The sequence below is a fragment of the Vibrio sp. 10N.247.311.14 genome, assembly GCF_041467715.1.
GTDB lineage: Bacteria > Pseudomonadota > Gammaproteobacteria > Enterobacterales > Vibrionaceae > Vibrio > Vibrio crassostreae_C.
The window spans coordinates 17,312-31,514 of sequence record NZ_JBFSVE010000062.1; the positions used below are offsets into that span (position 1 = coordinate 17,312).

The following is a 14,203-nucleotide window of genomic DNA, read 5'->3' on the forward strand; positions in this document are numbered from 1 at the left end:
TTATTTTAAAGTTTCATATGTGACGTTGTGTTTGTTTTGTTAATAAAGCGAGTTTTTAGCAAAAAACTCGGAGTTTTTGACAAGTAATCCTTATATACTCTAAATACACTGCAGCCATTGTAGAGATCCCGGGCTAATTCCGGGTGTGAGATTAAGGAAAACGCATGTTTACAGCTACTGATGTGTTAAAGCCAGAATTCAATGAGCAGTCGCTTGCTGATCTTTGGACGCTTATCTCACCATTATATATGGTGGATGAAACCCAATGGCTAGAGCAACTTCTGCCGCTAGCTACCCCTTCTGAGTCTGAAAAGCAGCAAATTACAGACAAAACGACGTCGTTGATTGAGTCTATCCGTGCGGATAAAACATCTATTCAGATGATCGACGCCTTGTTGCTTGAATACAGCTTAGATACTCAAGAGGGCATCTTGCTAATGTGTCTGGCGGAAGCCTTGATGCGTATTCCTGATTCGGCAACCGCTGATGCGTTGATTCGCGACAAACTTAGCGTTGCGGATTGGAAATCTCACCTGAAGAATTCTGACTCGGTTTTTGTTAACGCATCAACTTGGGGCCTAATGCTAACAGGCAAGGTGGTTGGACTTTCATCGAACGAGCAGAGTGCTGGACAAGCGGTTAACCGTTTAGTGAACAAGCTTTCTGAGCCGGTAATTCGTAAAGCGATGCACCAAGCGATGAAAGTGATGGGTCACCAATTTGTTCTTGGCCGCAGCATTGCTGAAGCGCAAAAGAACGGTAAGTCGATGCGCGACAAAGGCTTTACCTACTCATACGACATGCTAGGTGAAGCAGCACTGACCACTGCTGACGCAAACAAATACTTCAAAGATTACCTAATGGCGATTGAAGCCGTAGGTCGAGACACATACGTCTCTTCAAAATCTAGCCCAGCACCGTCTGTTTCTATCAAGCTTTCTGCGCTTCACCCACGTTATGAAGTGGCGAATGAAGACCGCGTACTGACAGAGCTATGCGACACGCTAGAGCAGTTACTGCGCCGTGCGATTGAGCTTGATGTTGCGATCACGATTGATGCAGAAGAAGCGGATCGCCTAGAGCTTTCGCTTAAGTTATTCGAAAAACTGTATCGCAGCGAGCTAGTGAAAGGCTGGGGCAAGTTTGGTCTGGTTATTCAAGCGTATTCAAAGCGTGCGTTACCGGTTCTAGTTTGGCTAAACCGCCTAGCAAAAGAGCAGGGTGACTTAATCCCACTTCGCCTAGTTAAAGGTGCTTACTGGGATAGTGAGATCAAATGGTCACAACAAGCTGGTTTCGATAACTACCCTGTTTACACTCGCAAAGAAGCGACTGATGTAGCCTACCTAGCGTGTGCGCGTTATCTATTGAGCCCAAGTGTTCGTGGCAATATCTTCCCGCAGTTTGCTAGCCACAATGCTCATACGGTTTCCGCTATTGCAGTGATGACCGACCATAAAGACTTTGAATTCCAACGCTTACACGGCATGGGTGATTCACTTTACAACCATGCAATGGAAGCTTACCAACAGTCGGTACGTATTTACGCGCCAGTTGGTAGCCATAAAGATCTACTGCCATACCTAGTACGTCGTCTGTTAGAGAATGGTGCAAACAGCTCGTTTGTACACCGTTTGGTTGATGCTCGTTGCCCTGTAGCAGAGCTAACACAGCATCCAGTCGACATGCTTTTGGCATTCGATACGTTGAACAACACTAAGATTCCTCTGCCGCCAGCGGTATTCCCTGAGCGTAAGAACTCATACGGTGTGAACATTGATATCGAGAGCGAAGCGCATCAGTTTGAAGAGCAAGTAAAAGGCTTTTTGAACAATCAATGGACTGCTGGACCTGTGATCAACGGCGAATCTCTTGCCGAAAGCATGATCAAGGCTGATCAGAATGTTGAACAAGTAACAGCACCTTACGATCGTCGTATTAGCGTGGGTCAGGTGGCTTTTGCAAACCTTGATCATGTTTCCGCAGCGATCACTGGTGCAGACGCTGCATTCGCTGATTGGAACGCAACATCGGTTGAAACCAAAGCCGCTGCGCTTGAGAAGTTGGCGGATCTGATGGAAGAAAACCTGGCTGAGCTGGTGGCAATTTGTCATCAAGAAGCGGGTAAGACAATTCACGACAGCATTGATGAAGTGCGTGAAGCGGTCGACTTCTGTCGTTACTACGCAAAACAAGCGAACAACCTACAAGGTTTTGAGCTAAAAGGCTTTGATGGTCTAACTCGAATCGCTTCGCGACAAGGTCGTGGTGTATTCGTTTGTATCAGCCCTTGGAACTTCCCATTGGCGATCTTCCTTGGCCAAATTACAGCTGCACTAGTGGCGGGTAACACGGTTGTGGCGAAACCTGCAGAGCAAACAAGCTTAATTGCAGCTCGCGCAGTGGAATTGATGAATGAAGCGGGTTTCCCTGCTGGCACGATTCAGTTACTACCGGGTCGTGGCGCTGAGATCGGCAGTGCGCTAACCAGTCATGATGCAATTGCTGGCGTTGCCTTTACGGGGTCAACACCAACAGCACAACGTATCAACGTGTCATTGGCGAGTCGTAACGCTAAGCCTGTTCCGTTTATCGCGGAAACCGGTGGTCAGAATGCGATGATCGTCGACAGTACCGCACTGCCTGAACAGGTAGTCCGTGATGTTATTCGTTCGGCATTCGCTTCTGCAGGTCAACGTTGTTCTGCGCTACGTGTGCTTTACATTCAAGAAGACATTGCAGATCGCGTGATTGGACTAATTCACGGTGCGATGGATGAGCTAAGCGTTGGTATTCCACATCTTCATAAAACGGATGTGGGCCCAGTTATCGACCAAAACGCGAAGCAGAAGTTGATGACGCACCTAGAAAATATGACTAAGACCCAGAAGAAAGTGGCTCAACTTTCTCTAGGAGCGGATTGTGAACATGGTGACTTTGTTCCACCAAGTGCATTTGAAATCGATGACATCAGCTGTTTGAAAGAAGAGCAGTTTGGTCCTGTACTGCATATCGTTCGCTTCAAAGCGAGTGAGTTGACACAAGTAGTAGACCAAATTAACCAAACCGGTTTTGGTCTAACTATGGGTATCCACAGCCGTAACGAAACAACTTACCGTTGGATCGAGAAACACATTCGTGTGGGTAACTGCTACATCAACCGTGACCAAGTGGGCGCTGTTGTTGGTGTACAACCATTTGGTGGTCAAGGCTTGTCGGGTACTGGCCCTAAAGCGGGTGGTCCTCACTACCTATACCGCTTTACTGATGTTCATTTTTCTCAATCACAAGACAAGGCATAAGGAGCAGTATCATGGTTCATCAAGTGACAGGTTTTTCTGATGCTTTGTTAGCGTGGGAACAATGGAATCTTACCGACTTTGATCATAAGAGTGCTCAGGTACTTGCATTCAAATCAGAGATCGAAAGCCAATCTACGTCTTTGGCGGCAGTGGCAACTTATCACCTAGAGCAAGCCTCTGCGCTGCTTTCTGAGCAGCACCTAATGGCTGGCCCGACTGGTGAAACAAACGAGCTGTATGCTGCAGGACGTGGTGTGGCTTTGGTGATTGTTGATGATTGCCAAGACAAAGAGCCAGCACTGCAAACAGCAACCGCGATGATTACCGCAGCACTATTAGCGGGTAACAGCGTGCAATTGTGCAGTGATGACGTGCAATTCAACACCTTGATCGCTGATGCAGCGAAACAAGCGAATTTACCGACTAACTTGGTGCAGGTTGCTTCGTACGACGCGGCTCAACAGCTGCTGTCTTGCGATGTACGTAGCGCAGGTTACGTAGGTAACTCACAAACGGCTCAAGCTATCAATTTACAACTTGCTAAGCGTGACGGTGCCATCGTCAGTTTAGTAGCTGAAACGGATCTGACAGCAATGCATGTTGCTCACGATCCACACTTATCGCTGCGTTTCATTACCGAGCGTACGCGAACTATAAATATAACAGCCGTGGGCGGTAACGCGACCTTGCTCGAACTTGGAAGCGAAGCTCACTAACCTTCAGTAACATTGGCTCTAAGCACTTTTGTTTTCTCCATTGTTGGTTTCACCATCTTTGGATTTAACTCATAGTGCCTTGGAGCCTCAATATCTAACTCAATGCACTCGCTTGCCTTTACGGTGAGTGTCTTGCATTGAATTAGGCATGGAAGGCTTTCTACAAAATGAGGACTATCAAATGATAGAAAACAGTTTTGCAATAACGACGACGTTCATTGCGTATCTAATTATGATGCTGGCAATCGGTGTTATTGCTTACAAACGTACTTCTAGCTCGACAGACTACTTCCTAGGTGGTCGTTCGCTAGGCCCATGGCCTGCTGCACTTTCTGCTGGTGCATCAGACATGAGTGGTTGGCTACTACTTGGTCTACCGGGTTACGCTTATGCTGCTGGTTTTGAAGCATTCTGGCTTGCTGGTGGCCTGCTAGTTGGTACTTGGGCGAACTGGTTAATCAGTGCTAAGCGTCTGCGTACTTACAGCATTACAACAGAGTCACTGACGCTACCTGAGTTCCTATCTCGTCGTTTCAATGATAATTCTAAGCTGATCCAAACAATTTCTGCTTTCTTTATCCTTTTATTCTTCCTTTTCTACACAAGTTCTGGCTTGGTAGCAGGTGGTAAATTGTTTGAAACAGTATTCGGCCTAGATTACACAACAGCGGTAATCATCGGTACAGTATGTGTGGTTTCTTACACGCTATTTGGTGGTTTCCTTGCGGTATCTTGGACGGATTTGGTTCAAGGTCTGCTGATGTCTGCTGCGCTATTGATTGTACCAATCGCAGCGATGAACGGTGGTCTTGGTCAGCTATCGACTGATCTTCACAACATCAACCCAGAGCTTCTCACGCTATGGAATGATGTGAAAGGTGAGCCACTTTCTGCTATCGCGATCATCTCGCTAGCGGCATGGGGCTTGGGTTACTTCGGTCAGCCACACATCCTTGCTCGTTTCAAAGCAACACGTAGCAACAAAGACCTAACAACAGCGCGTCGTATCGCGGTGGTATGGTCTGCTCTGTCTATGGTTGGTGCAATGCTAGTAGGTCTGGTTGGTCTAATCTACGTGACTAACTCCGGCGCGCCTAAACTAGACGATGGCGAGAAGATCTTCATGCTTCTTGTTAACGCAATGTTCCACCCAGTAATCGCAGGTATCTTACTTGCTGCAATCCTAGCGGCAATCATGAGTACTGCGGATTCACAACTTCTTGTTTCTTCATCTGCGATGGCAGAAGATCTATACAAGCAAGTACTTAAGAAAGATGCGACGTCTGAAGAGATCGTTCGTGTAGGCCGCTTCGCGGTAATCCTAATCTCTCTAATTGCACTTGTGCTAGCGATGACGCCAGACAGTTCAGTACTTGGCCTTGTGTCTTACGCATGGGCTGGTTTTGGTGCTGCATTCGGCCCAGCTATTGTATTGAGCCTGTACTGGTCTCGTATGAACCGTAACGGCGCTCTCGCGGGTATCGTGGTTGGTGGTGTTACGATTGTTCTTTGGAAGCAGTTCACGGGCGGTTGGTTCGATGTGTACGAAATCGTACCGGGAATCATCCTATCGACTCTTTCTATCGTTATCGTGAGCCTAATTACGGGCGAGCCTGAAGACGAAGTTAAGAAGCAACACGCTGAGTTCGAGAAGAACCTCGTTGAGCTAGACTAATTTACATTGTAAAAATACCAATGAATTAGCAAAAGACATGAACAATAGAGTCACTTCGGTGGCTCTATTTTTTTATGTGAGTACGACCTTTGTCTTATTTCAAATTAAGTTTATTCGAGGTTTTCTGATATTGAAATGGGGGTTTACAATGTAAATCGAAAGCGAAGGATCTTGAGCGAGAAATGAAAGGTCTGTCTTGTTGGTGGCGTTTGATGTCAAAAAATAAAATAGAAAAATGGCTATTTTTTGAACTTGGCGCTCACTTTTGTGATTAGCTCGGTGAATTGTTGAACTGAATTGGACATGATGTGTCAATTGTCAGTAACCACTAAAGACCTATAGGACAAAGGTATGCCTGATCTCTATTGCAAAGGATGTAAAAAAACAACACTACATAAGTCTATAATGAAACGTTGTGAGTCAGAGCCCGAGACAACTTCTGGCCGTATGATGCAATGGACATCAAAGCTATTTAGTGGAAATCTGTATTACGATATGGAAACTCAGCACTTCTGCCGCACGTGTAACTGCCGTTGCGAAACAGGAAGTACTGTGCCCCAAGTTGGTTTAGCTTAACTTACAGTAAGCGCTCACTAACTTAGATCAAAAAACCTCCGTTTTAGGAGGTTTTTGCGTTTCTATGCGGCTTTGAGTGCTAGCTCAGCATCAATGGCGTCGCCATCAATTTTCACATCCCAACCGTAGTTTGAGTACTCATTTGCTAGTGCCTGAGCAACATCTTTTGATACCGTTACGTGTGTCCATGAACCAATACCGTAAGGTTTATATGCGAGTTCTTGTGTTTTCATAATAGAGTCATCCTTTCTCTTTGATAATTATATTATTCACTTTGGTCTATATCCTTTCTTTCGTTTCCGGCTCAACTTATTTGTTAATCGGGTCATTTCTATAATAATTTGTTAACAACTAGAGTTTGATTTATAAGGACTCTTATCTATTTGTATGTATTTATATTTGGCGTGAATATCATCCGTGCATTTAGTTTTTAAATGTGTGAGCGAGGTTTTCTTCGATTGCACTTGGTATGGAATATACTGAGCGGAATTTAGAATGTTTAAGGAATGTTATGTCTCAGCATCAGCTCGATCGTATCGATAAAGAGATACTAAGAATTCTGCATATGAAAGGGCGTTTACCTGTTGTTGAACTGGCAAAACAGGTCAACCTTACGACGTCTCCTTGCTCTGATAGACTCAAGCGATTGGAGAAAGAGGGCTACATCACGGGCTATCATGCTGAGCTTTGTTCAGAAAAGCTGGGACTCGATGTTCAAGTCTTTATCCATATTCGTCTCGACCAGACTAGCTTTTCGATCTTCGACAAATTTGCCCAAGCGGTAGAAATGATGCCTGAGGTGGAAGAGTGCTACTCACTGTCGGGTGACTTTGACACCATGATCAAGGTTCGAGTAAAAGACATGAAGGCGTACCAAGCGTTTATGGCAACGAAGTTGGGTACTCTACCTGGTGTGATTCAGACACGCAGTGAAGTGGTGATTGAAGAGCATAAAAAGGGCTTCGGCGTGAACCCTGAGTTGTTGGCAACTCTAAAATAGTGGCCTGCTTTCGCCTTACCAAGGTGATTTAGATATAAAAAATGGAAGCTAATAAGCTTCCATTTTTTGTTGAGCGTCAGATAAAGAGCAATCCGGTAAACTTGTTCGGCTTACAGCGTAATGGCCGCAGAGATTAAGCCAATCACACCACCGAATACACCGCCCCAAACCACAAGCCAGCCAAGGTGTTTCTTGATCATGGTCTGAACCATCTCTTTAACCAGCTTAGGTGTTAGTTCATTCAAGCGCTGATCGATGATCGCCTCAATGTTTTCTTTGATTTCATCCATCATCGCAGGCGATTCTAGCTCGTCTTTGATGGCATTTTTTACAGAATCACTCTTGCTGATTTCAATCACAGATTCTTGCATCTTCTCAACAAACGGCGCTTTCATTGGCTCTAGTGCTTCTGTGCCACCAAACATTGCCAACATACCGCCAAACTGAGAGTTCTCGATAACATGCACCAGTGAGTCGAATGCAGGGTTAAAGTCGATCTTCTGAATCACAGGCTCTAGATTGAGCGACTTTCCTGTCATCTCGCTGCTTAGGAAGCGGTCGATGTTACTTTCTGTAAAGAATTGCTCCATCATCAGTTGCTTGATGGCTGCCTTGAACTCTTCAAAGCGCGCTGGAATCACTCCAGAACCGTATAGGCCGGGTACTTTCTCGAACAACATGTGAATCGCAAGCCAGTTGGTGATGGCACCAGAAAAGGCGAATAGGCCTGCGTAAAGCAAGTATTGGTTTGCTGTCGCATAGCCGCCAGCAAGCAGTGCTAACGCAATAACGTTAGTTAAGACACTTTTGTTCATGGTTGATCTCTAGAAAGAATATTGCGCGCATTTTAAGAAAAAAACGCCAAGAAAAAAACAAAAGGATCGATGAAGTTTATTTGGCAGGTAGTAAAGAGCACCAAATAGCAGGCATAAAAAAGGCTAGCCTCCCCCCGAAGTCTAGCCTTATTCCAGAACGCGCAAGCGAGGCGTCTTTGGTGTTAATGTCATTATATAATTACAACATAACATTCTGCTATATGTAATTTACCGTTAATTAACAAATTGGTGTGAATCACATCGCACTTTTAAAATAGCACAAAATTTAAGCGTTCGTAGCTTGCTCAAGATCATCGGCAATGAAGCCACCAGTCTGGTGATTCCATAGCTGCGCATAAATACCATTCTGGTTAATCAGCTCTTGGTGCGTGCCTTCTTCTACGATATTGCCGGCATCAAGCACGATCAGGCGATCCATCGCTGCAATGGTCGACAGGCGGTGTGCAATCGCAATAACCGTTTTGCCTTCCATTAGCTCAATTAAGCTCTCTTGGATGGCCGCTTCTACCTCAGAATCGAGTGCAGAAGTTGCTTCATCGAGAACCAATAGTGGTGCATTTTTCAAAAGAACACGTGAGATAGCGACACGTTGACGCTGACCACCAGAAAGCTTAACGCCACGTTCACCTACTTGAGCATCGTAACCAATGTTGCCAAACGGGTCGGTTAGCGTTTCGATAAACTCATGCGCGTGTGCTTGTTTAGTTGCCGCGTATACTTCTTCGTCTGATGCCTCTGGTCGACCGTAAAGAATGTTGTCTTTGATCGAACGGTGCAGCAGTGAGGTATCTTGGGTCACCATACCTATGTTGCTACGCAGAGAATCTTGAGTAACGCTCGAGATCTCTTGGTCATCAATCAGGATGCGACCACTTTCTACATCGTGGAAACGCAGTAGTAAGTTAACTAGGGTCGATTTACCTGCACCTGAACGGCCAACCAAACCCACTTTTTCACCCGGTTTGATGTTGAGGTTTAGGTTGTTGATCACCCCCTTATTCTCACCGTAGTTAAAGCTTACATTGTCGAAGTTGATACCGCCTTGTGGAACCTCCAGAGGCTTCGCGTCTTTCTTGTCTTCAATAGCAATAGGCTTAGACAGAGTTTTAATGCCGTCAATCACGGTACCAAGGTTCTCAAACAGACCACCAATTTCCCACATGATCCATTTCGACATGCCGTTAATACGCAGAGCCAAGCTGACCGCAATCGCGATTGCACCCACGGTGATTGCGCTATCTAGCCATAGGTAGATAGAGATACCCGCAATGCTGAACACCAATAGATAGTTAGCGAATTCCACGCAGATGTTGAAGCCGGTTACCAAGCGCATTTGGCGGTGCACAGTATCTAGGAAGCCTTCCATGCCTTCTTCGGCGTATTCGGTTTCTCTTTTACTGTGTGAGAACAATTTCACCGTCGCGATGTTGGTGTAACTATCGACAATACGACCTGTCATTAACGATCGCGCATCCGCTTGCTCTGAAGACACGTCTTTTAGCTTTGGCACGAAGTGCAGTTGAATACCGATGTAAACGAATAGCCAAATCAGCATCGGAGCCATCAAGCGCCAATCTGATTCAGCAAGCATGAACAGCATCGCCGTGAAGTAAACCGTCACGTAGACAAACACATCGACCATCTTGGTCACAGTTTCGCGCACTGCAAGCGAGGTTTGCATCACTTTGGTCGCGACACGTCCGGCGAAGTCATCTTGATAGAAGGACAGGCTTTGCTTCAAAAGGTAGCGGTGTGCTAACCAACGAATCGACATTGGGTAGTTGCCCAGCAAAGTTTGGTGAAGCAATAGCGAGTAAACACTGATCAAGATTGGCATCACAACCAACAGCAGAATACCGAGCCCCATCAATGTCGATTCGTTGTCTGCTAAGAAAGTGTCTGGGTTGCTTGTTGATAGCCAGTCGACCAATTGCCCCATGTAACCGAACAGCGCGACTTCGATGATCGCGATGGTCATGCTCATCAACCCGAGCAAAATCAATGGTTTTTCGAAACCTCGAGTGTAATGGCGGCAGAATGCCAGTATGCCAGTAGGAGGTTGTATCGGCTCTCCCTTTGGAAAGGCTTCAGTAAAGCCTTCAAATTTCTTGTACATAGATTTCCCTTTATAAACTAGTGCATCTATAAGCGACTGCATCGTTGGTGCAGCTTTGTTTTTATAGTCTTGATTTGAAATTTAACTGTCTTAGTTTGAAATTATATAAGCGCCCATGGGTTCTTATCAGTATTAAATCATTCGATGGATTTTGTTCTAGCGCCTATTTAGGCACTTGGCTTTAAAACACTAAAACTTTGTCTAAGCGATGCAGGAAAGGTCCAAAGAGTGTCTTTCATGACGCTTATTTTAGATTGAATTAGACAGGAAAAGTTAAGCTTATTTCAAACGTAATTGATTGTTATGCAACGGTGATAATCCTAACGTTAAATGGATTGAATTGTAATCAAAACTCGTGATGGGCGAGAAAATGGAATCAGAATATTTATCCATAAAGTGACTTAACGAATATGCATACAGTTGGTTCTTTCTGATGTGCTGTTATCTTGCAGTAAAAATTACCGAATAAACTGACTTTTGCAGGAATTGTTTGGGATAAATATTCAAATCATTATTCTTTTCAGTGAATCTTGTCGTAACAAGTTGTTTACAATTCTGAGGTAAATAAAAGATAGGGACGGTTGAGATGTTAAACCTACACAAAAAATCACTTCACATTACTAATGTTCAAAACGCCAATTGCGTTGTTATGGTGCCGCCAAAAGAATTTAAATTTAATGAAGAAACGGCACAAGATAATGAGTTTCAGCACAGAGTAAACCTGACCGAAGCCGAGGTAAAATTAGAAACCATGGCTGAGTTTAAGGCGATGGTCGCTTCGTTGCGTAAAGAAGGTGTGCAAGTTGTAGAGTTTGATTACCCAGAATTGGGCGTTGAAACTCCGGATGCTGTTTTCCCAAACAACTGGTTCAGTACCTGTAGTGATGGAAGCTTATTCACGTTCCCTATGGCGTGTGAAAACCGTCAGAATGAAGTTAAGCCAAATGCTCTTATTGAAGCGTTAGAAGCGTCGGGTCGCATTGTTAACCATAGCGAGTCTCTAGAGTCTTACATCGCGCAAGGTTCTTATCTAGAGAGCACGGGCGTGATGGTTATCGACCATATCAACAAGACCATCTACGCTGCGCTTTCTCAGCGTTGTGACCGCGAAGTGTTAGAAGATTATGCGAAGCGCATTGGTTATTCTCGCGTGGTCTCGTTCCAAACGGCATTACCGTCTGGCCAACCGATTTACCATACCAATGTGATGATGGCGATTGGCGATAACTTCTGCGTGATCTGTGATGAAGTGATTCCTGAGTTTGAACGCCGCTTTGTGGTGAAGTCGCTTGCTAAAGATAAGCAGGTTATCTCTATCTCAATTGATCAGATGAACCGTTTCTGTGGCAACATCCTGCAGCTTGAAACCGTGAATGGCGACAAGGTGATCGCGATGTCTCAATCGGCTTACGATGCGTTTTCTCCAGCCCAACTAGCTCAGCTTTCGACGCATGGAAAACTGCTGCCATTTAACGTGAAAACGATTGAAGACATTGGCGGTGGTTCGGTGCGATGCATGTTGGGTGAGGTGTTCCTACCAACACGAGTTAATCGCTTGTAACAAGTATAGAAAGTATAACAAGCACTCACTTTCAGTAATGAATCTTTGAATACCACTCTTATCGCAGAGTGGTATTTTTGTTTTTGTCTTTCACATATAAGAGAACAGAGCTCGATACAGGAGTCAACGCGCAAAAGCTAATGGAAATAAGCTATGAAGCGTCCTTAAAAGCTCTGTGTTCGATGAACTGAGCCGACAGTGTTACGACTTCTTTGGAGTAGACAAGCGCCGTGTGGTTGAGTTTGAGGGCGTAAGTATCCGTTGCTCCTTTCAGGTTGGCGTCTTCGAGTGTGACTGTGCCATCGCCCGGGTTTTTCCCCAGTACAATACGTCCAACTCCGGCGTCGTAGGTGCCTGTAATCACGCCAATCGGCACATCAATATCGTAGTCACCCAAGCCATCACTTAAGATCATTTTGCTCGAACCAAATATAAATCCAAGACCATGATTCGAAAGCGTTTTGGCTATGGTTGCCCCATTGTGCGGCGTACCTGCGGTAATAATGCAGGTGTCGGCAAAATTGGGCTGATAAAACTTAAAGTAGTGACGAATGAGTAAGCCACCGAGTGAATGACCAAAGAAATAGACCTCATCGTACTCATTAAAGCGAGCATTCACGAAGCGATTGAGGCGTTTGGCTGCTGAAGGAAAACGCAGCGAGTTGTAGGCAAATTTGTGCGTTGTAAAGCCGCGCTTTTTGAAGTTTCTATCCAGATATTGCATGATCAACGCAGGCATATATAGACCATGAATTAAAACTATATGTTTGTTTTTATTATTCATTTTTGTCCTCCGTCTGATGATGTCCCCAGTATATTTAGTCGCAAATCTAAACTCAATAAAACTTGCTGCGAATGGGACACAAAAGACAGAGGTGTACTTTATAAACAGAGCGTTCGTTATAGAGAAAGGGTGGGTTAGTCAGATCTCACTCCACCATACACATCTATGGTTAATCCGCCTTGTTTGGCGTAAGTATTGGGTGTTAGACTTTTTACCTTATTGAAGCTTCTCTCTAATGTCCTTTATCGCCAAGTTTTGCAATCCATGTCGAACTAAGCTCTTTTAATATCTTACGAATCAGTTCGCTGTGTCTATCTGTTTGACTTGCCGATATCTAAGGCACCAGTAGATCTTATGATTCTGAATTTTCAGTTTTGGTTAGCTCAGTATCACCTGCTTCACTTTTTGCTTCCGGTTCAACCAAAACTTTGATTACGCCTTTTTGTAGGATCAGGTTATTAGGGTAGGTGATAATGTTGCCCGAACTGTGTCGAAGAATAACATGGAACATGGTGATATCGATGATCACACCGCTGATGTCTTCGTCTTTCTCCGCGACTCTTACTCTGTCGCCAATGCGATAAGGGAAGACGAAAAATATTAGTACGCTGGCTGTGAGGTTACTTAGAATCGACCATTGCGCGAATAAAGCGACACCCAGCACCGCAAATATCGAAGACAAGAACAGAGAAATATCACCAAAACCCAAGTTAAGAACAATCGTAAACACAGCGATGAAGAGTAGAAACAGAACAATATTGAAACACTTAATCACGAACTGCTTTCGCTTCAATTCGACACGTTTATTTTCCGCTAATGTTTCTATCCAGTTCTTACCTAAGCGTTTGATCACCCAATACACAGTGATAAGAAGTAAACCTAAAACTACTTGTCTAAGCCACATATTGGATTGCAAAAACTCAACCATTAAATAAACCTCAATTTTTTCAAAATAACGACCTCTGCCGCTATGACCACGAGCAGCCCAACGCAAAATAGTGGAAATGCTATCGGGTTATCTGTTCCGGGTATCCCAGCGATATTGACACCCAGTAAACCGGTGAAAAACCCAGCAGGGAGGAAAATACCTGCAATGATAGAAAATAGGTACGTATTTCTATTCATTTTTTCAGCTTGTTGCTGACTTAGGCTCGCTAAATATACATTAATTTGTTCGATGTAAAACTCAACAGACTCGTTAATTCTCAGGATGGTATCAAGGCTGTTCTTTATATGACTGTTGTGCTTACTCAATGGCGCAGGTAGGTCACTCATTAAATCTTCAAAAACGTATTTCTGTGGCTTCAAATAACGCCTTAGTCTGAGTAGCCTTGAATGTAGAGCGTTAATGGATCTTATGTCGATATTGGATGTAGATTCTAACTCGTCAATTAATAGTTCGACGGGTGCTAGGAAGGTTGAAATACTGTGGTTGATTCCACGGATCATGCCCAACAACACATCAGGTAATGATGTAGGGCCTTGGTTTTGTTTGAGATCAGATATCAGATTACTGACCGCTTTTGAAGGAACTTTACGTGTCGATATTAAAGTGCCTTTGTACCATAAGATGCGTAGGCTATGATCTGCTCCAGTTAGACTGGACACCGCATTAAGCGACATATTGTTTTTCAAAG

General features: G+C 44.5%; 11 protein-coding genes and 1 pseudogene. 5 read left to right on the top strand and 7 right to left on the bottom strand.

From position 1 onward, the window contains the following. Positions 1-164 precede the first annotated feature (164 nt). The 3 genes from putA to putP all read left to right on the top strand — a co-directional run bounded on the left by putA (position 165) and on the right by putP (position 5,693). The gene (putA, locus tag AB6F11_RS18920; RefSeq protein WP_104216443.1) at positions 165-3,302 is read left to right on the top strand and encodes a bifunctional proline dehydrogenase/L-glutamate gamma-semialdehyde dehydrogenase PutA; all 3,138 of its coding nucleotides are present in this window, start codon (positions 165-167) and stop codon (positions 3,300-3,302) included. A gap of 11 nt (positions 3,303-3,313) precedes the next feature. Beyond that, positions 3,314-4,018, top strand: a complete 705-nt coding sequence (locus AB6F11_RS18925; RefSeq protein WP_017065152.1) for a 1-pyrroline-5-carboxylate dehydrogenase — start codon at positions 3,314-3,316, stop codon at positions 4,016-4,018. Between the two features lie 148 nt (positions 4,019-4,166). Continuing rightward, complete coding sequence (gene putP / locus AB6F11_RS18930) at positions 4,167-5,693, top strand: sodium/proline symporter PutP (RefSeq protein ID WP_017061197.1); 1,527 nt, start codon at positions 4,167-4,169, stop codon at positions 5,691-5,693. Between the two features lie 638 nt (positions 5,694-6,331). Here the strand turns inward: putP and AB6F11_RS18935 are convergent. Further along, positions 6,332-6,502: a hypothetical protein gene (locus AB6F11_RS18935; RefSeq protein ID WP_019823299.1), complete on the bottom strand. Its 171-nt coding sequence runs from the start codon at positions 6,500-6,502 to the stop codon at positions 6,332-6,334. Between the two features lie 278 nt (positions 6,503-6,780). Here AB6F11_RS18935 and AB6F11_RS18940 point away from each other — a divergent pair, with 278 nt between their 5' ends. Then, on the top strand, positions 6,781-7,269 hold the full coding sequence (locus AB6F11_RS18940) for an Lrp/AsnC family transcriptional regulator (protein WP_004732526.1): 489 nt from the start codon (positions 6,781-6,783) through the stop codon (positions 7,267-7,269). Between the two features lie 110 nt (positions 7,270-7,379). Here the strand turns inward: AB6F11_RS18940 and AB6F11_RS18945 are convergent, their stop codons facing one another. Then, positions 7,380-8,084, bottom strand: coding sequence for a hypothetical protein (locus tag AB6F11_RS18945; RefSeq protein WP_017065155.1), 705 nt, complete (start codon positions 8,082-8,084; stop codon positions 7,380-7,382). Between the two features lie 286 nt (positions 8,085-8,370). Then, positions 8,371-10,221, bottom strand: a complete 1,851-nt coding sequence (locus AB6F11_RS18950; protein ID WP_102393785.1) for an ABC transporter ATP-binding protein — start codon at positions 10,219-10,221, stop codon at positions 8,371-8,373. Positions 10,222-10,807: 586 nt separating this feature from the next. On the opposite strand from AB6F11_RS18950, the gene AB6F11_RS18955 reads away from it, so the two are divergent. Then, positions 10,808-11,782 carry an arginine deiminase-related protein gene (locus AB6F11_RS18955; RefSeq protein ID WP_102393786.1) on the top strand — a complete coding sequence of 325 codons (975 nt, stop codon included), beginning with the start codon at positions 10,808-10,810 and terminating at the stop codon, positions 11,780-11,782. 151 nt (positions 11,783-11,933) lie between these two features. Here AB6F11_RS18955 and AB6F11_RS18960 read toward each other — a convergent pair whose 3' ends face one another. From AB6F11_RS18960 to AB6F11_RS18975, 4 genes and pseudogenes are all read right to left on the bottom strand, one after another. Next, positions 11,934-12,566 carry a triacylglycerol lipase gene (locus tag AB6F11_RS18960; RefSeq protein WP_104216442.1) on the bottom strand — a complete coding sequence of 211 codons (633 nt, stop codon included), beginning with the start codon at positions 12,564-12,566 and terminating at the stop codon, positions 11,934-11,936. Between the two features lie 134 nt (positions 12,567-12,700). Beyond that, positions 12,701-12,900, bottom strand: a pseudogene (locus AB6F11_RS18965) (AraC family transcriptional regulator); the annotation flags it as partial. An 18-nt stretch (positions 12,901-12,918) separates the two neighbouring features. Further along, a complete protein-coding gene (locus tag AB6F11_RS18970; protein WP_017070158.1) occupies positions 12,919-13,494 on the bottom strand; it encodes a mechanosensitive ion channel family protein in 576 nt (191 codons plus the stop codon). Continuing rightward, on the bottom strand, positions 13,494-14,203 hold a 710-nt coding region (locus AB6F11_RS18975; RefSeq protein WP_372130511.1), incomplete at its 5' end, for a CorA family divalent cation transporter. The genes AB6F11_RS18970 and AB6F11_RS18975, both read right to left, overlap by 1 nt.